This is a genomic window from Streptomyces sp. NPDC046939, from assembly GCF_040644575.1.
In the GTDB taxonomy this organism is placed as follows: Bacteria; Actinomycetota; Actinomycetes; order Streptomycetales; family Streptomycetaceae; genus Streptomyces.
The window spans coordinates 1-17,202 of the sequence record NZ_JBEYWV010000061.1; the positions used below are offsets into that span (position 1 = coordinate 1).

Annotated in this window: 14 protein-coding genes; 9 read left to right on the forward strand and 5 right to left on the reverse strand. The window is 72.7% G+C overall.

Features of this window, described 5'->3' with window-relative positions:
- Positions 1–202 precede the first annotated feature (202 nt).
- Positions 203–1,129 carry a DUF3027 domain-containing protein gene (locus ABZ877_RS39010; protein ID WP_361081226.1) on the reverse strand — a complete coding sequence of 309 codons (927 nt, stop codon included), beginning with the start codon at positions 1,127–1,129 and terminating at the stop codon, positions 203–205.
- Positions 1,130–1,477: 348 nt separating this feature from the next.
- On the opposite strand from ABZ877_RS39010, the gene ABZ877_RS39015 reads away from it, so the two are divergent.
- The 4 genes from ABZ877_RS39015 (at position 1,478) to ABZ877_RS39030 (ending at position 5,084) form a co-directional block, all read left to right on the forward strand.
- Positions 1,478–2,818: an MFS transporter gene (locus ABZ877_RS39015; RefSeq protein ID WP_361081263.1), complete on the forward strand. Its 1,341-nt coding sequence runs from the start codon at positions 1,478–1,480 to the stop codon at positions 2,816–2,818.
- A gap of 186 nt (positions 2,819–3,004) precedes the next feature.
- Positions 3,005–3,487, forward strand: coding sequence for a DUF2771 domain-containing protein (locus ABZ877_RS39020; protein WP_361081229.1), 483 nt, complete (start codon positions 3,005–3,007; stop codon positions 3,485–3,487).
- The gene (locus ABZ877_RS39025; RefSeq protein ID WP_361081232.1) at positions 3,451–4,215 is read left to right on the forward strand and encodes a futalosine hydrolase; all 765 of its coding nucleotides are present in this window, start codon (positions 3,451–3,453) and stop codon (positions 4,213–4,215) included. Before ABZ877_RS39020 ends, ABZ877_RS39025 begins: the two co-directional genes overlap by 37 nt.
- A complete protein-coding gene (locus ABZ877_RS39030) occupies positions 4,212–5,084 on the forward strand; it encodes a 1,4-dihydroxy-6-naphthoate synthase (protein WP_361081235.1) in 873 nt (290 codons plus the stop codon). Before ABZ877_RS39025 ends, ABZ877_RS39030 begins: the two co-directional genes overlap by 4 nt.
- Before the next feature lie 7 nt (positions 5,085–5,091).
- Here ABZ877_RS39030 and ABZ877_RS39035 read toward each other — a convergent pair whose 3' ends face one another.
- Complete coding sequence (locus tag ABZ877_RS39035; protein ID WP_361081238.1) at positions 5,092–5,475, reverse strand: cold-shock protein; 384 nt, start codon at positions 5,473–5,475, stop codon at positions 5,092–5,094.
- A gap of 154 nt (positions 5,476–5,629) precedes the next feature.
- Here ABZ877_RS39035 and ABZ877_RS39040 point away from each other — a divergent pair, with 154 nt between their 5' ends.
- Positions 5,630–5,887, forward strand: a complete 258-nt coding sequence (locus ABZ877_RS39040; RefSeq protein ID WP_361081241.1) for a hypothetical protein — start codon at positions 5,630–5,632, stop codon at positions 5,885–5,887.
- Here the strand turns inward: ABZ877_RS39040 and ABZ877_RS39045 are convergent.
- A complete protein-coding gene (locus tag ABZ877_RS39045) occupies positions 5,860–6,495 on the reverse strand; it encodes a haloacid dehalogenase-like hydrolase (protein WP_361081244.1) in 636 nt (211 codons plus the stop codon). The two genes, ABZ877_RS39040 and ABZ877_RS39045, sit on opposite strands and share 28 nt — an antisense overlap.
- A gap of 1,018 nt (positions 6,496–7,513) precedes the next feature.
- A complete protein-coding gene (locus tag ABZ877_RS39050; RefSeq protein WP_361081246.1) occupies positions 7,514–8,542 on the reverse strand; it encodes a hypothetical protein in 1,029 nt (342 codons plus the stop codon).
- A gap of 133 nt (positions 8,543–8,675) precedes the next feature.
- Between ABZ877_RS39050 and ABZ877_RS39055 the strand changes: the two genes are divergently transcribed.
- Both ABZ877_RS39055 and ABZ877_RS39060 read left to right on the forward strand, forming a co-directional pair.
- Positions 8,676–11,120: a helicase C-terminal domain-containing protein gene (locus ABZ877_RS39055; protein WP_361081249.1), complete on the forward strand. Its 2,445-nt coding sequence runs from the start codon at positions 8,676–8,678 to the stop codon at positions 11,118–11,120.
- A gap of 167 nt (positions 11,121–11,287) precedes the next feature.
- Positions 11,288–12,925 carry a DNA repair helicase XPB gene (locus tag ABZ877_RS39060; protein WP_361081252.1) on the forward strand — a complete coding sequence of 546 codons (1,638 nt, stop codon included), beginning with the start codon at positions 11,288–11,290 and terminating at the stop codon, positions 12,923–12,925.
- Positions 12,926–12,974: 49 nt separating this feature from the next.
- On the opposite strand, the gene ABZ877_RS39065 is transcribed toward ABZ877_RS39060, so the two are convergent.
- Positions 12,975–15,239 (reverse strand): heavy metal translocating P-type ATPase, encoded by a 2,265-nt coding sequence (locus tag ABZ877_RS39065; RefSeq protein ID WP_361081255.1) that lies wholly within the window; start codon positions 15,237–15,239, stop codon positions 12,975–12,977.
- Positions 15,240–15,409: 170 nt separating this feature from the next.
- Between ABZ877_RS39065 and ABZ877_RS39070 the strand changes: the two genes are divergently transcribed.
- Together ABZ877_RS39070 and ABZ877_RS39075 are read left to right on the forward strand one after the other, a co-directional pair.
- On the forward strand, positions 15,410–16,282 hold the full coding sequence (locus ABZ877_RS39070; RefSeq protein WP_361081258.1) for a hypothetical protein: 873 nt from the start codon (positions 15,410–15,412) through the stop codon (positions 16,280–16,282).
- A 49-nt stretch (positions 16,283–16,331) separates the two neighbouring features.
- Entirely contained in the window at positions 16,332–17,033 is a 702-nt protein-coding gene (locus ABZ877_RS39075) for a copper homeostasis protein CutC (RefSeq protein WP_361081260.1), read from the forward strand.
- The last annotated feature ends 169 nt before the right edge of the window (positions 17,034–17,202 follow it).

The following is a 17,202-nucleotide window of genomic DNA, read 5'->3' on the forward strand; positions in this document are numbered from 1 at the left end:
GCCCGGCCGCCACCGCCCCGCCCTCGCAGTCCCCTGCCCAGGAGGTGCCGCCGAGCCCGGCCGCGTACAAGGACGGCGAACCGTTCGCCGTGATGCGGCTCCGCCGCAGCCCCATAGGGGCGCGGGGAACTGCGCGAGCGACCACGACGCACCCGCACTCGCCGACGAGACAACGACCGGGCAGACGCGAAGGCGGACCCCACTACGAGTGCCCCAGATCGTCCGCGCCCTCGACCGGGACCGCGCCGACCGACCCCTCGTCCGGCTCCACCCGAAGCGGCAGCACATCCACAAGGTTCTCGTCGATCACAGGCGGCGCGGGCCGCGGAGCGCTCGGCATGACGGCGGCCTCGGAGTGCCCCCCGCACCCGTACGAGAGCGACACGACGCGCCCGTCCGCCGGCGAGAACTCATTGGCACAGACCCCGAACGCCTGACCGAGCGAACCCCCGATGGGCTGGAGGAACCCGCAGGAGACACAGGTGGCGGGCGCGGCCTGCGCCATCGCCGTCTTCGCGCCGTACGACTCCTCCCACCGGTCGGCGGCGACATGCAGCCCGTACCGGGACAGGACGCGCGCCCGGCGCAGCCCCAGCTCCTCGGCGACGGCGGCGATGGAGCCACGGACCGGGGCGACGGGCAGCTCGCGGACGGGGCCTTCCGTGAGCTCGGCGTCCTCGGCCTCGACGAGCTCGGCCATGTCCTCGGACAGCGGCGAGTTCGGCGGCGGCCCGTCGTCCCCGATGTAGCCGGGGTCCAGGCGCGGGTCGTCGGCCTCGGTGGGCAGCAGGTCGCCGGGGCCCATGTCGCCGGGGCGCAGGCGCTCGCTCCAGGGCACCCATTCGGGGGCGAGGAGCGCGTCGGGCCCGGGCAGCAGCACGGTCTCGTCGAGCGTGACGTACCGGGCGCGGGAGGCGCGGGCCACGGTGACGGCCCAGCGCCAGCCCCGGTAGCCGAACTCCTTGCACTCGAAAAGGTGCGTGACGACGCGGTCGCCCTCGACCACCATCTCGACGTGCTCGCCGACCACACCGGGCGCGGCGGCCTCCTCGGCCGCCGTACGGGCGAGGTCGACCGCCTCGGCGCACAGACGGTCAGGGGTGCGGCTTCGCGTTGTCGCTGCGCTCACAGGTATCGCTTCTCTCCTACGCCGTCTCTCGAGTGCGCCGTCCTGTGTGCGGGAGCGCGGACGGAGCGGACCTGAGGGCCGCGTCGACGTCCGCACCCGAGCGTTCCGGGCGCACCTACGTCATCCATTCTGCGGGATGGCCGAGAGGCGCGCGGCCGATAACAACCGCCGCGGGCGCGCTACGCACGCTACCTCCTTCCACGCCCGTCGCCCACACCGACGTACGAGCCGCACCGGACGCGAAAGCCGACCCGCGTACTCATAACGGCACTAGTCCGCCCGTTCCCGGGGCACTATGACTGCGTGGCAACCGCAAGGTCGGCGTACGAACACAGCGGTTCGGGCCCGGTGCGCGGGGCCGTCCGCAAGGTCGGGCGCGCCCTGAGGCTGCCGTTCACCGGCACGGCGCGCGGCATCAGAAAAGCGACACACGCGCACGGCGCGGGCGAGTCGGGGCTCGGAAAACTCATCGAGCTCCACGCGGTGAACGGCGCGGGCGATGTCATGATCACCGTCGCGCTCGCCTCGACGGTGTTCTTCTCCGTCCCGACGGACGAGGCGCGCGGCCGGGTCGCCCTGTACCTGGCGATCACGATGGCGCCCTTCACCCTCCTCGCCCCGGTGATCGGCCCGCTCCTGGACCGGCTGCCGCACGGGCGGCGCGCGGCGATGGCGGGCTCGATGCTGGCGCGGGCGCTTCTCGCGCTCGTCCTGTCCGGGGCGGTGGTGACGGGCGGCATCGAGCTGTACCCGGCGGCGCTCGGCGTCCTCGTCTCGTCCAAGGCGTACGGGGTGGTCCGCTCGGCGGTGGTGCCACGGCTGCTGCCACCACGCTTCTCCCTGGTCAAGGCGAATTCGCGGGTGACGCTCGGCGGGCTGCTCGCCACGGGGGCGGCGGCGCCGGTCGGAGCCGGCCTCCAGGCGCTCGGACCCCGCTATCCGCTCTACGGCGCCTTCGTGCTCTTCGTGGCGGGGATGTTCCTGTCGTTCTCGCTGCCGCCCAAGGTCGACTCGGCCAAGGGCGAGGACAAGGCGCTGCTCGCCGCCGACGAGGCGCATCTGCACGGCCCGGTGAAGAGGGAACGCAAGCCGGGCCTGCGCACGGTCGGCACGGCCGTCACCCACGGCCTCGCCGCCAACGCGGCCCTGCGCTGCCTCTCCGGGTTCCTCATCTTCTTCCTCGCGTTCCTGCTGCGGGAGCATCCGCTGACCGGGCAGAGCGCGGCGGTCTCCCTCGGGCTCGTCGGCGTGTCGGCCGGGGCGGGCAACGCGCTGGGCACGGCCGTGGGGGCGTGGCTGAGATCCCGGGCGCCCGAGATCATCATCGTGACGGTGGTCGCGGCCGTGCTGGGTGTGGCGGTGGCCTCGGCGGTCTTCTTCGGGGCGTTCATGACGGCGTGCCTGGCCGCGTGCGCGGGCTTCGCCCAGGCCCTCGCCAAGCTGTCGCTTGACGCGACGATCCAGCGGGACGTGCCTGAGGCGGTGCGTACGTCGGCGTTCGCGCGCTCGGAGACGTTGTTGCAGATGGCCTGGGTCTTTGGCGGGGCGATCGGGATCGCGCTGCCCCTGAACGGCACGCTGGGCCTCTCCGTCGCCGCCGGGATCGTCGCCCTGGGGTGGCTGACGACGGTCCGGGGCCTTTTGTCGGCGGCCCGTCATGGGGGCCCGGCGCGGGCGCGGGTGGTCTAGCGTCTGCGAGGTCCGTCCCCGTCGCCGACTGCCGGTACGCGGTGGCTGGTCGCGCAGTTCCCCGCGCCCCTGAGACGCGCACTGCGTGCGCCATCTCAGGGGCGCGGGGGCTGTGGCGGAGCCGGCTCGGGCGGCACGCCGTACCCGGCTCGCGGGTGGTGCCGGGTCGCCAGATAACCTGCGCCCATGACCTCCCAGCGTTTCGTTGTGCGCCACAGGCGCACCGTGGCCGCCGTCGGTGCCGTCGGCGCCGGACTGCTCGTCCTCTCCGCCTGCGACAAGCCGACCCCGCTGGCCACCGTGACGGTGGGCCGCGACACGGTGAACTCCGAGGCATCCTGCTACAAGGACGGCAAGGCGCTCGCCTCGTCCTCCCTGGAGGGCTGCCTGAAGGACAAGGACGCCAAGACCGTCAAGGTCGATCCCGACGAGACGGTCCGCTTCGGCGTCGACCCGGAGATCGCGGACAAGGGCTGGACCCTCCTGATGAACGGTCAGCCGCTCACCGAGTCCAGCAAGAAGACGTACCGGACGGTCCCGGGCAGCGTGTTCTTCAACCAGCAGTACGGCGCCACGGGCAACAGCACGACGGTGACGATCCTTCAGGGCGGCAACTCCAAGGCGTACGGCCTGTGGTCGTTCAAGCTCGAGAAGAAGAAGGACTCCTGACGGACACCGGCCCCGCCCACCCGCACGGTCGCGTTCTGATCGCCACCGCCGTCCCGGCAGAACGGGACGCGGTGGCCCGCGGCCTGCGCACGCACCACCCGGCGAAGAACACGACCGACACGGGCGACGCGACCGACGCGGCCGACGTCATCGACGTGATCGCCGTGGGCGTCGGCCCGGCGGCCGCGGCCGCGGGCACCGCGACCGCCCTGACGACGGCGGCCCTGACGGGCAGGCCGTACACGCTGGTCGTCTCGGCCGGCATCGGCGGCGGCTTCGGCGCCCCGCCCGGCGCGATCCTGATCGCCGACGCGATCACCGTGGCGGACCTGGGCGCGGAGACCCCGGAGGGCTTCCTCCCGGTCACCGAACTGGGCTTCGGCACCGTCACCCACAGTCCACCGCCGTCCCTCGTACGAGACCTCGCGGAGGTGACGGCCGCGACGGCGACCGGCACCGTCCTGACGGTCTCCACGGTGACAGGCACCGCCGACCGCGCGGCGCTCCTGGCCCGGCGCCACCCCGACGCCGTGGCCGAGGCGATGGAGGGGTTCGGCGTGGCCGAGGCGGCCGCCGCGCACGGGGTGCCGGTGGCCGAGATACGTACCGTCTCCAACGCGGTGGGCCCCCGCGACCGCGCGGCCTGGCGCATCGGCGACGCGTTCGCGGCGCTCACCGAGGCGTTCGGGAAGGCGGCACCCGTCCTGAGAGGTTGGAAGAACACATGACGACGAAGCCGACGACACCCGCACCCACCCGCATCGCCTTCTCCCCCTGCCCGAACGACACGTTCGTCTTCGACGCGTGGGCCCACGGCCGCGTCCCCGGCGCCCCGGCGCTGGACGTCACCTTCGCGGACATCGACATCACCAACGGGATCGCGGAGCGCCGCGAGGAGGCGTACGACGTCCTGAAGGTGAGCTACGCGGTCCTGCCGTACGTGCTCGACGACTACGCGCTGCTCCCGTGCGGCGGAGCGCTGGGCAGGGGCTGCGGCCCGCTGGTCCTGACCCGAGAGCCGAACGTGGACCTCTCGGACAAAAGGGTCGCGGTCCCCAGCGAGACCTCGACGGCCTACCTCCTCTTCCGCCTGTGGGCGGCGGACACGGTCCCCGGCGGCGGGGTCGGCGAGATCGTCGTGATGCCGTTCCACGAGATCATGCCGGCGGTACGGGACGGCAAGATCGACGCGGGCCTGGTCATCCACGAGGCGCGCTTCACGTACCAGAACTACGGTCTGCACAAGCTGGCGGACATGGGCGAGCACTGGGAGGCGACGACGGGCCTGCCGATCCCGCTCGGCGCGATCATCGCCCGCCGCAGCCTCGGCGCGGAGACCCTCACCGCCTACGCGGACGCGATCCGCGCCTCGGTCCGCCAGGCATGGGACGACCCCGAGACCTCACGCCCGTACGTGATGGAGCACGCCCAGGAGATGGACCCGTCCGTAGCCGACCAGCACATCGGCCTCTACGTCAACGAGTTCACGGCGGACCTGGGCGAGGACGGCTACGCGGCGATCAGGGGCCTGCTCACCCGGGCAGCGGCCGAGGGCCTGGTCCCGCCGCTGGCCCCCGACGCGCTGCGCTTCCCGTAGAAGCCGCTCAGACGTCCAACTGATCGGCGACGGCCCGCAACAGCCCGGCGATCTTCGCCCCGGCGGCCTTGTCGGGATAGCGGCCGCGCTCGAGCATCGGCGTGATGTTCTCGAGCAGGGTGGTCAAGTCCTGCACGATGGAGGCCAGTTCATCGGGCTTGCGGCGCTGGGCCGCCGCGACGGACGGAGTCGGATCAAGAATGGCCACGGAGAGCGCCTGGTCACCGCGCTGTCCGGCGACGACCCCGAACTCGACGCGCTGGCCGGGCTTGAGGGCGTCGACACCGTCGGGAAGTACGGAGGAGTGCACGAAGACGTCGCCGCCGTCGTCGCGGGAGAGGAAGCCGAAGCCCTTCTCGCTGTTGAACCACTTGACCTTGCCGGTAGGCACGTGAAGTCCTCGTCCTCGTACTAGGTAGAAAAACGCTCTGGATAGCAGTACAGCGGGTCGTGGTACGACCCGCCGCCACCAAGACTATGGGTCCCGGAGCCGCTGGCAAGACGGCGCCGTCTAGTTCTCTCGGGCTGGGAACTACCCTGGCCGGGTGCGTGACAAAACCCAAGTCAATTCCCGGGCGACCGAGACAGGACCCGGCGACGGCCTCGTCAAAGCGGGCGGCATCGTCTTCGTCGTGGGGGCGGTCGCCACCCTGGTCACGGTGGCCCCACTGTTCCTCGGGACGACGCCCTTCCCGCCCGTCGCCTACGCCGTCTGCATGCTCATGGGCGTCGGTTTCCTCGTGGCCGCGGCGGGCGTCCTCCGAGGGGTGGCGGCTCAACGCCGAGCGGCACGCTCCACGTAGCCGCCGAACCACCCCGGGAACGCCTCCAGGCCCTCCAGCACCACATCGGCACCGGCGGCCCGCAACTCCCCGGCGTCACACGGCCCGGTGGTCACGGCGACGGACAGCGCGTCGGCGGCACGCGCGCCCCGCACGTCCCCGACGTGATCCCCGACATACACACCGGCCCCGTGCTCCCGCAGAGCGGCGGCCTTCCCCTCGGCCCACAGATCGCCGACCACCACGTCGGCGTCGATCCCCAGGTGCGCCAGATGCAGCTTGGCGTTGGGCTCGAACTTGGCGGTCACGACCATCGTGCGCCCGCCCACCGCGTGCACGGCGTCCATCGCCTCGTGGACACCGGGCATCGCGAGCGTGGCCTCGATGGCGTATGTGGGATACATCTCACGGTACAGAGCGGCCGCCTCAGAAATCCGCCCGGCCGGAAACCACTCAGCCAGCTCGTCGACCAGCGGCGGCCCGAGCCGCGAAATGGCGAGATCGGCATCGACGTACACACCGGTCCGCTCGGACAGAGCGACCCAGGTGGCCCGGATACCGGGCCGCGAGTCGATCAACGTCATATCAAGATCGAACCCAACGGTCGGACCTATGAGTGAAACAGCCATACCCCCGATTGTGCCAAGCCCCTCACCTTCGGCGATCAACCATGTACGAGGGGGAGGAACCGATCGGGCCGGACACACGCACAGCCCAGCCCACGCGACGAAGGCGCCGACGCGCCACCGGCAATCAGGGGCGTGCGAGACGGGAGGGGCCGGTCGGGGCGGCTGCCAGCGCAGCATGGTGGTCCACGCGGCAGGGAGCCCGCCGCAACAGACGACCAGCCGCGTCCGAGACGGCCAGCGCCGACCGGGCATGTGCGCGCACAGCACAGCCCACGCTGCCATGGGGAACGCCCGCCGCGACCGGCGATCAGCCGCGTACGAAACCACTGAGGCCGAGCGGACATTGGCGCACGCAGTACGTACAACCCACGCCGTGGAGGCGCCGGCGCGCAACCGGCGATCAGACGCGTATGAGACGGCCGGGGCTACACGCGGTAGGGGCGCCCGCGCGTCACCGGCGGTCAGGGCGTACGAGACGGGAGGGGCCGCTCGGCGTAGGGCACCCGGCGCCACCGGCGATCAGACGCGTATGAGACGGCCGGGACTGCACGCGGTAGGGGCGCCCGCGCGTCACCGGCGGTCGGGGGCGTACGAAACGGGAGGAGGCGGTCGGCGTAGGGCGCCCGGCGGCACCGGTGGTCAGACGCGTGTGAGACCGGAGGGGGTGGTCGGCGTAGGGCACCCGGCGGCACCGGTGGTCAGACGCGTGTGAGACCGGAGGGGGCGGTCGGCGTAGGGCGCCCGGCGGCACCGGTGGTCAGACGCGTGTGAGACCGGAGGGGGTGGTCGGCGTAGGGCGCCCGGCGTCACCGGTGGTCAGGCGCGTGTGAGACGGGAGGGGGCGGTCGGGGTATGTGCGCGCGCAGCACTCGCGCGCGCGGTGGCAGCGGCCAACGCAACCGGCGATGCCGGCAAGATGGCGAGCACGGACATGCCCCGGGCGGCCCCGGACGCACCCCCACACCTGTCGGATCGAGACGGGTAGCCGCCAAGGAGAGCCGGGACGGCCACCCTCCCTTCATCGCGCAGTGCGCTGCGACCGCCACACGAGATACAGCGCGGACGCGACGGCGGCACAGCGCAAAACCCAGGGCCACGTCTCCCCCACCGCCCCGCTCATCTCGCCCTCGGCGATGGGTGCGCCCCACTTCCCGACGCTGCGCCCCCACAGCCATCCGATGCCCCCGGCGGCGGCCAGCCCGGGCACCACGAAGACGGCCCATTTCTTCTGCCCGGGGGTGAGCCGCCGGGACAGGTAGACGACGGCCCACCCGAAGAGTAGGACCAGCAGGTTCCCGAGAACGGCCCCGGCGACCAGAGCAGCCGCGGCGAGCAACAGCAGCGGATTGGCAAGCCCACCCTCGGGCACGAACCGCCGAGATTTGACCCCCTCAGCCACCGGTTTCTCGATCGCCCCAGCCCCACCCACCTCAACCGGAGCGACGGGTTTCCGTAGATCGGCCCCGCCACCCCCTGCCCCCGGCGGCCTCAGAATCTCGGGGATCTCGATCCCCCCGGTGAACCCGGGCACGGGATCGGTGTCGGCGAGCGACTGCCCGACCCCGACCCGCCACCAGTCGGTCTCCCCGCGGGAGGAACCCAGCTCATCGGTCCCGGCGAGATGCGGCGGCGAGGGCACATCGTCCCGCTGCTGCGGCGACTGCGGCGACTGCGGCGGCACTTTCCGGAGCAGCTTGCCCATACCGCCACTCTTGCCACCGCCACCCCCCTTACCGTCACCACCCCGAGCCTCAGGCCCCGGCTGCTCCGGCACAGGCCGCACAAGAGAGGCCGCAGGATCGGCGCCCGAGGCGCCCCCGCCTTCCTGCGCCCCACTGACGATCCGGTCGGGATCCCCGAGCCGGTCGATGATGCGCCGCACGGCGGCGGGGCTGTCGACGGTGACCTTGGCGCGCCGCCGGTCGATCTCCCCCCGCAACTCGCTGACGAGCCGCATCCGGGTGGCCGACGGCAGTTGCCGCTGCTGGGCCAGGTCACCGACGCGGCTCAGGTAGTCGAAGACGAGCTGATCACTCTCGATCCCCACGAAGTCCCCTCCGGGGTGCAGCAGTTGTTCCGTCGACGGTATCGCGAATGCGGAAACGCGACGAAGCCCTGACCGGGCACGGTCGGCGCACGCCATCCCCGCCGGGGAGAACGGGCCCGCTACCGTGGGTCAGATGAGCCCGAACGAGCAGACCCCGGCGGCGCCCACGTCAGCCCCCCGCTCCTTGGCGGAGGCATTGCGCGCCAGGGACGACGCGTCCCTGGCCCGTCTGCTGCGGGCCCGCCCGGACCTGTTGGGCCCGGTCCCGAACGACCTGACGCAGCTGGCGACACGCGCGGGCACGAGGGCGTCGGTGGTACGGGCCCTCGACCGCCTGGACCGCTTCACGCAGCAGGTGGCGCAGGCGCTGGCGGTGGCCCCGGAACCGACACCGTACGCAACCCTCGAAACCCTGCTTCCGGGCGAGGAGGCGGCACGAGCCCTCCCCGGGGCGGTGGCGACACTCCGCGAGCAGGCGCTGCTCTGGGGCGGGGACGACCAGCTGCGCCTGGTGCGGACGGCCCGGGAGCTTCTGGCGCCGTCCCCTCAGCACCCGTCCCCCACGGGCCTGGGCCCGACGATCGCGGAGGCGACGGCGGGCCTCTCCCCGACCCGCCTCCAGGAGATCATCACAACGGCGGGTCTCCCCACCACGCATGACGGGGTGTCGGCGGTGGCGGAGCTGACGGAGCTGTTCACGGACGAGGCGCGGATGTCGGCGTTGCTGGACGAGGCGCCGCCGGAGTCCATCGACGTACTCAACAGGCTGGTGTGGGGGCCTCCGTACGGCCAGGTGACGGCGCAGCCGGCGGCGCATCTGCGCTGGCTGCTCGACCGGGGCCTGTTGCTTCCGACGGCGCCGGGCACGGTGGTGCTGCCGAGAGAGGCGGCGCTGCATCTGCGCGGCGGGCGGGCGCACAGGGAACTGGAGCCGGTGGCGCCGGAGGTGCGGGAGAAGGCGACGCACCGTCCGCAGGTGGTGGACGCGACGGCGGCGGCGCAGGCGTACACGGCGTTGTCGACGGTGGAGGAGCTGCTGAAGGACTGGGACGAGGGCGGCCCGGCGGTGCTGCGGGCGGGCGGTCTGAGCGTCCGGGATCTGAAGCGGACGGCGGCGGCGCTCGACTCGACAGAGTCCCAGGCGGCGTTCTGGGTGGAGCTGGCGTACGCGGCGGGCCTGGTGGCGTCGGACGGTGAGGCGGACGAGCGGTACGCGGCGACGCCCGCGTACGACGCGTGGCTGGAGCGCCCGCCTGCGGAGCGCTGGACGCGACTGGCGACGGCGTGGCTGGCGGCGACGCGGACGCCGGGCGTGGTCGGCGGCAGGGACGGCAAGGACCGGACGCTGTCGGCGCTGGGCCCGCACTTGGACCGTTCGGCGGCCCCGGAGGTACGCCACCGGGTGCTGACGCTCCTGGCCGCGCTTCCGGAGGGCACGGCCCCGGACCCGGAGTCGATCGTGGCGCGGCTGACGTGGGAGCGGCCGTCTCCGGCGGCGCGGGAGCTGCGGACGAGGCTGGCGGAGTGGACGCTGTCGGAGGCGGAGTTCCTGGGTGTGACGGGCCGGGGGGCGCTGTCGGCGCACGGGCGGGCGCTGCTGACGGACGGGGACGCGACACCGGCGGAGCGGGCGACGGCGACGGCGCGGGCGGAGAAGCTGATCACCCCGCTGCTCCCGGAGCCCTTGGACCACGTCCTGCTCCAGGCGGACCTGACGGCGGTGGCGCCGGGCCCGTTGGTCCGCCCGCTGGCGGACGCGCTGGCGGTCCTCGCGGACGTGGAGTCGAAGGGCGGGGCGACGGTCTACCGGTTCACCCCGGGCTCGGTGCGCCGCGCGCTCGATTCCGGCCGTACAGCCTCCGACCTGCACGTCTTCCTGGCGGAACACAGCCGCACCCCGGTCCCCCAGCCCTTGACCTACCTGATCGACGACGTGGCGAGGCGCCACGGCCATCTGCGGATCGGGGCGGCGTCGGCATACGTCCGCTGCGACGACGACGCGGTGCTCGGCGAGATCCTGGCGGACAAGCGGGCGGCGTCCCTGCGCCTGCGCCGCCTCGCCCCCACGGTCCTGGCCGCGCAGGTGGACCCGGGCACGCTCCTGGAGGGCCTGCGCGCGATGGGCTTCGCCCCGGCGGCGGAGACCCCGGAGGGCGATGTGCTGATCACCCGCGCCCACGCGCACCGCACGCCGCCGCGCACGCCCCCCGAGCCGGTACCGGACGGCCCGGCGCTGCCCGACGGGACGCTGCTCGACGCGGCGATCCGGGCGATCAGGGCGGGCGACCTGGCGGCGACGGCCCCGCGCAGGACGGCGCCGACGCACCCGGGGAACGGGGAGCTGCCCCGTACGACGGCGGCGGAGACCCTCGCGACGATGCAGGCGGCGGTCATGACCGGCGACGCGCTGTGGATCGGGTACGTGAACGCGGAGGGCGCGGCGAGCCAGCGGGTGATCGCCCCGATCCGGGTGGAGGGCGGCTATGTGACGGCGTACGACCACACGGCGGACGAGGTCCGCACGTACCCGCTGCACCGCGTGACGGGCGTGGCGGAACTGGAACCGGACGCGACCTGAACCACTCCACGCCTGGAACCGGACGCGACCTGAGCCACTCCACGCCTGGAACCGGACGCGACCTGAGTCACTCCGCGCACCCCGGGCGATGCGGCACACTGGACGTTTGGCCATTCCGAGGCCAGACCGAGTCCGGGGACTTGGCCCATGCAGAAAGGGTGCCGCGCGTGAACGGTCCACTCATCGTCCAGTCGGACAAGACCCTGCTCCTCGAGGTCGACCACGAGCAGGCCGACGACTGCCGCCGGGCGATCGCCCCGTTCGCGGAGCTGGAGCGGGCGCCGGAGCACATCCACACCTACCGCCTGACGCCGCTCGGCCTGTGGAACGCGCGGGCGGCGGGCCATGACGCGGAGCAGGTGGTGGACGCGCTGGTGCAGTACAGCCGCTACCCGGTGCCGCACGCGCTGCTCGTGGACATCGCGGAGACGATGGACCGCTACGGCAGGCTGACGCTCTCCAAGCACCCGGCGCACGGTCTGGTCCTGACGAGCACGGACCGCCCGGTCCTGGAGGAGATCCTGCGCTCGAAGAAGGTGCAGCCGCTGGTCGGCGCCCGGATCGACGCGGACACGGTGGCGGTGCACCCCTCGGAGCGGGGCCAGATCAAGCAGACGCTGCTCAAGCTGGGCTGGCCGGCCGAGGACCTCGCGGGGTACGTGGACGGCGAGGCGCACCCGATCGACCTTGACGAGGACGGCTGGTCGCTGCGCCCGTACCAGAAGCAGGCGGTGGAGGGCTTCTGGCACGGCGGCTCGGGCGTCGTGGTCCTGCCCTGCGGCGCGGGCAAGACGCTCGTGGGCGCGGGCGCGATGGCCCAGGCGAAGGCGACGACCCTGATCCTGGTCACGAACACGGTGTCGGCGCGCCAGTGGAAGCACGAACTGGTGAAGCGCACGAGTCTCACCGAGGACGAGATCGGCGAGTACAGCGGTACGAAGAAGGAGATCCGCCCGGTCACGATCGCCACGTACCAGGTCCTGACGACGAAGCGGAAGGGTGTCTACCCGCACCTGGAGCTGTTCGACTCGCGCGACTGGGGCCTGGTCGTCTACGACGAGGTGCACCTGCTGCCCGCGCCGGTCTTCAAGTTCACGGCGGACCTCCAGGCGCGCCGCCGCCTGGGCCTGACGGCGACGCTGGTCCGCGAGGACGGCCGGGAGTCGGACGTGTTCTCCCTCATCGGCCCGAAGCGGTTCGACGCGCCGTGGAAGGAGATCGAGGCGCAGGGCTACATCGCGCCCGCCGACTGCGTCGAGGTCCGGGTGAACCTCACCGACTCCGAACGGCTCGCGTACGCGACGGCCGAGACGGAGGAGAAGTACCGCTTCTGCGCGACGACGGCGACGAAGCGGAAGGTCACCGAGGCGTTGGTCCGCAAGCACGCGGGCGAGCAGACCCTGGTCATCGGCCAGTACATCGACCAGTTGGACGAACTGGGTGAGCACCTGGGCGCGCCGGTCATCAAGGGCGAGACGACGAACGCGGTGCGCGAGAAGCTGTTCGAGTCGTTCCGCCAGGGCGAGATCTCGGTGCTCGTGGTCTCGAAGGTGGCGAACTTCTCGATCGACCTTCCGGAGGCGACGGTCGCGATCCAGGTGTCCGGCACGTTCGGCTCCCGCCAGGAGGAGGCGCAGCGCCTCGGCCGGGTCCTGCGGCCGAAGGCGGACGGCCACGAGGCCCGCTTCTACTCGGTGGTCGCCCGCGACACGATCGACCAGGACTTCGCGGCCCACCGCCAGCGCTTCCTGGCGGAACAGGGCTACGCCTACCGAATCGTGGACGCGGACGAACTCCTGGCCTAGAGCCTCTCCGGCGATTGAGGAGCGGGGCCCGGGGCGGAGCCCCATGTCCTCAGCCGAAGCGCCGCAGCCGCAAGCTGTTGCCCACGACGAACACCGAGGAGAACGCCATGGCCGCCCCCGCGATCATCGGATTCAGCAACCCCGCCGCGGCAAGCGGCAGCGCGGCCACGTTGTAGGCGAATGCCCAGAACAGATTGGACCGAATCGTCCCCAGGGTCCGCCGCGCGAGCCGCATCGCATCCGCGGCGACCCGCAGGTCACCCCGTACGAGCGTGAGGTCACCGGCCTCGATGGCGGCGTCCGTCCCCGTCCCCATGGCGAGCCCGAGGTCGGCCTGAGCGAGAGCGGCGGCGTCGTTGACGCCGTCCCCGACCATGGCGACGGACCGCCCCTCCTCCTGCAACCGCTTCACGACGTCGACCTTGTCCTGCGGCAGCACCTCCGCGATGACGTCCTCGGCACCGATGCCGACCTCGGCGGCGACGCTCCGGGCGACGGCCTCGTTGTCGCCGGTGAGCAGGACGGGCCGGAGCCCGAGGGACCGCAGCCGCCGCACGGCCTCCGCGCTGGTCTCCTTCACCGCGTCGGCGACTTCGAGGACGGCGCGGGCCTCTCCGTCCCAGGCCACGCAGATGGCCGTACGGCCGGCGGTCTCGGCGTCGGTCTTGGCGCGGGCCAGCCCTTCGGGGAGCCGGATCTCCCACTCGGCGAGGAGTGCTTCCCGTCCGACGAGGACGGCGTGCCCGTCGACGACGCCCTGGACGCCGCGCCCGGGGATGTTGGCGAAGTCCTCGGGGGCGGGGAGCGCTCCGACGCGGCCGGCGGCGCCGTCGGCGACGGCCCGCGCGATGGGGTGCTCGGAGGAGTGTTCCAGGGCGCCCGCGAGCCGCAGGACTTCCTCCTCGTGCGTGCTCGCGGTCACGTGCGTCGCGAGCAGCGTCATCCGCCCGGTGGTGACGGTGCCGGTCTTGTCGAGGACGATCGTGTCGACCTTCCGCGTGCTTTCGAGCACCTCGGGGCCCTTGATCAGGATGCCGAGCTGGGCCCCCCGCCCCGTACCGACCATGAGCGCGGTGGGCGTGGCGAGTCCGAGGGCGCACGGGCAGGCGATGATCAGTACGGCGACGGCGGCGGTGAACGCGGCGGTCAGCCCGGACCCGTTGCCGAGCCAGAAGCCGAGCGTGGCGACGGCGAGGGCGATCACGACGGGCACGAAGACGGCGGAGATGCGGTCCGCGAGGCGCTGGGCGGCGGCCTTGCCGTTCTGGGCGTCCTCGACGAGCCGCGCCATGCGGGCGAGCTGCGTGTCGGCGCCGACGCGGGTGGCCTCGACGACGAGCCGCCCGCCGACGTTGAGGGTGGCCCCCGTGACCGCGTCGCCGACGGCGACCTCGACCGGCAGGGACTCGCCGGTCAGCATGGAGGCGTCGACGGCGGACGAGCCCTCCACCACGGTGCCGTCGGTGGCGATCTTCTCGCCGGGCCGGACGAGGAAGCGCTCGCCGACCTTCAGTTCGCTGACCGGCACGGTGACTGCACGCCCGCCGTCCCGTACGACGGTGACGTCCTTGGCGCCGAGTTCGAGCAGCGCCCGCAGCGCGGCGCCCGCCTTCCGCTTGGAGCGGGCCTCGAAGTAGCGGCCCGCGAGGATGAACGCGGTGACTCCGGCTGCGGCCTCCAGATAGATGTTCCCGGCGCCGTCACCGCGCGCGATGGTGAACTCGAACGGGTGGGTCATGCCGGGTTCGCCGGCGGTGCCGAGGAACAGGGCCCACAGCGACCACAGGAACGCGGCCGACGTGCCGACGGAGATCAGCGTGTCCATCGTGGCGGCGCCGTGCCGCGCGTTGGTGAACGCCGCCTTGTGGAAGGGCCAGGCCGCGTAGGTGACGACCGGCGCGGCCAGGGTGAGCGAGAGCCACTGCCAGTACTCGAACTGGAGGGCGGGGACCATGGCCATGGAGATGACGGGCACGGCGAGCACGACGGCGGTGATCAGCCGCTGGCGCAACGGCCGCAGCGTGTCGGCCGCCCCGGCGTCCGCCGTCTCCGGCGCGTCCGGGTCCCGCCGCTCCGGCGGCGGCGCGGGCTCCTCGGCGGTGTACCCAGTGGCCTCCACGGTGGCGATCAGATCCGCGACCTGTACGTCACCGTCGTACGTGACCTGCGCCTTCTCGGTGGCGTAGTTGACGGTCGCCTCGACGCCGTCCATCCGGTTCAGCTTCTTCTCGATACGGGCGGCGCACGACGCGCAGGTCATGCCGCCGATGGCAAGCTCCACCCGCGCGGGCGGGGCGACGGTCTGCGCCGACATGGGGCCTCCTCGATGACGGAACGGATACCCGGGGCGGGTACCTGGAAACAACGCTAACCTATACCCCCAGGGGGTACCCAACGCAAGCCTCCGCAGGGCTTGACTCAATACCCCCCGGGGGTATTGTCATCGCCAGATGAACGACCGGACCACCACGAAGGAGAGCCCGCATGCGCACCGGACTGAAGATCACCGCGTTCGCCGCCGGTCTCGCGGCGACGTTCGGCACGGCGTACGGGGTGGGGACCGGCACCACGCCCGTCGTCACCGCGAAGGAGCGGCCGGCGTCCGAGCACGGCGCCCACGCACCGGCCCCTGCCGACGCCACCGACGCCACCGACGAGACGCCCGGCGGGCTGCAGGTCTCCGAGCGCGGCTACACGCTCGACCTCGCACGCGACCGGCTGCCGGGCCCCACCGGCGAGATCCGCTTCACCATCCGCGAGGCCCGCACCGGCGCGCCCGTGACCTCGTACAAGAAGGAGCACGACAAGGAGCTGCACCTGATCGTCGCCTCACGTGACCTGACCGCCTACCGGCATCTGCACCCCGTGCGCGACGCCGACGGCACGTGGTCGACGCCCGTCTCGCTGCCGAAGGCCGGGGACTACCGGGTCTTCGCGGACTTCACGCCGAGCGGCGAGGAGGAAGGGCTGACGCTCGGTGCGGGGCTCGGGGTCGCCGGGCGGTACGCGCCCGCCGCACTGCCCGCGCCGGACACGACGGCGCGCGTCGCGGACGGGTACGAGGTCGGGGTCGAGGGCGCGTTGCGGCCCGGGAGGCCGAGCGAGCTGACGTTCAAAATCAGCCGGAACGGGCGGCCCGTCACCGACTTGCAGCCGTACCTCGGCGCGTACGGGCATCTGGTCGCGCTGCGCTCCGGGGACCTCGCGTACCTCCACGTTCACCCGCACGACGGTGCGGCGGGGCCCCGGGTCTCCTTCACCGCGACGGCGCCCAGCGCGGGGACGTACCGGCTGTTCCTGGACTTCAAGCACGGCGGGAAGGTCAGGACGGCTGCGTTCACGGTGCGCGCGGCGTAGGCTGAGCCACGTTATTGGACTAGACCTATGTGACGTAGACGGGAGCCCGATGAGCGAGCGCGCAGTCCTGGAGGTGATCGCCCTCGACGCCCAGGACGCGACCGCGGCCCAGGCCGGAGGCGCGGACCGCCTTGAGCTGGTCACCGACATGGCGGCGGACGGACTGACGCCGTCGGTGGAGACGTTCGCGGCGATCCGCGCCGCCGTGGACATCCGGCTGCGCGTCATGCTGCGGCTCACGGACGGGTTCTCGGCGGGGGGCTCCGCGCGGGTGGAGGAGCTGATCGGGGCCGCGCGGGCGCTGCGGGCCGAGGGCGCGGACGAGTTCGTGCTCGGGTTCCTCGACGAGCAGGGCGGGGTCGATCTGGCGGCCGTCGAGCGGATCGTGGCGGAGCTCGACGGGTGCCGGTGGACTTTTCACCGGGCCATCGACCGGGCCGCCGACCGGGACGCCCTGCGCAAGCAGCTCGCGTTCCTGCCCGGCCTCGACACGTATCTGACGGCCGGGTCCGCGGAGGGGGTCGACGCAGGTCTGGGCGTCCTCGTGGCCGAGGCGGCGCGGTCCGGTGACCCCGGGTACGAGCAGCAGCTCCTCGTCGGGGGCGGGTTGCGGCTCGACCATGTCGCGGGGTTGCGGGCCGCGGGGGTCTCGGCGTTCCACATCGGCGGGGCGTCGCGGCCGGGGGGCTGGGGAGAGCCGGTCTCCGCAGAGGCGGTCCGGGTGTGGCGCGAGGCGCTGGACGCGGTCTGACCCGGGTACGCCCAGGCGCCGTAGGCGCGTCAGCGGATCACGCGACCGCGGGTCTCGCCGTGGCTGGTCGCGCAGTTCCCCGCGCCCCTGAGATGCGCACTCCGTGCGCCATCTCCCGATGGAGGCGCGGCGAAGCCGCATGCCTCCAGGGGCGCGGGGAACTGCGCGA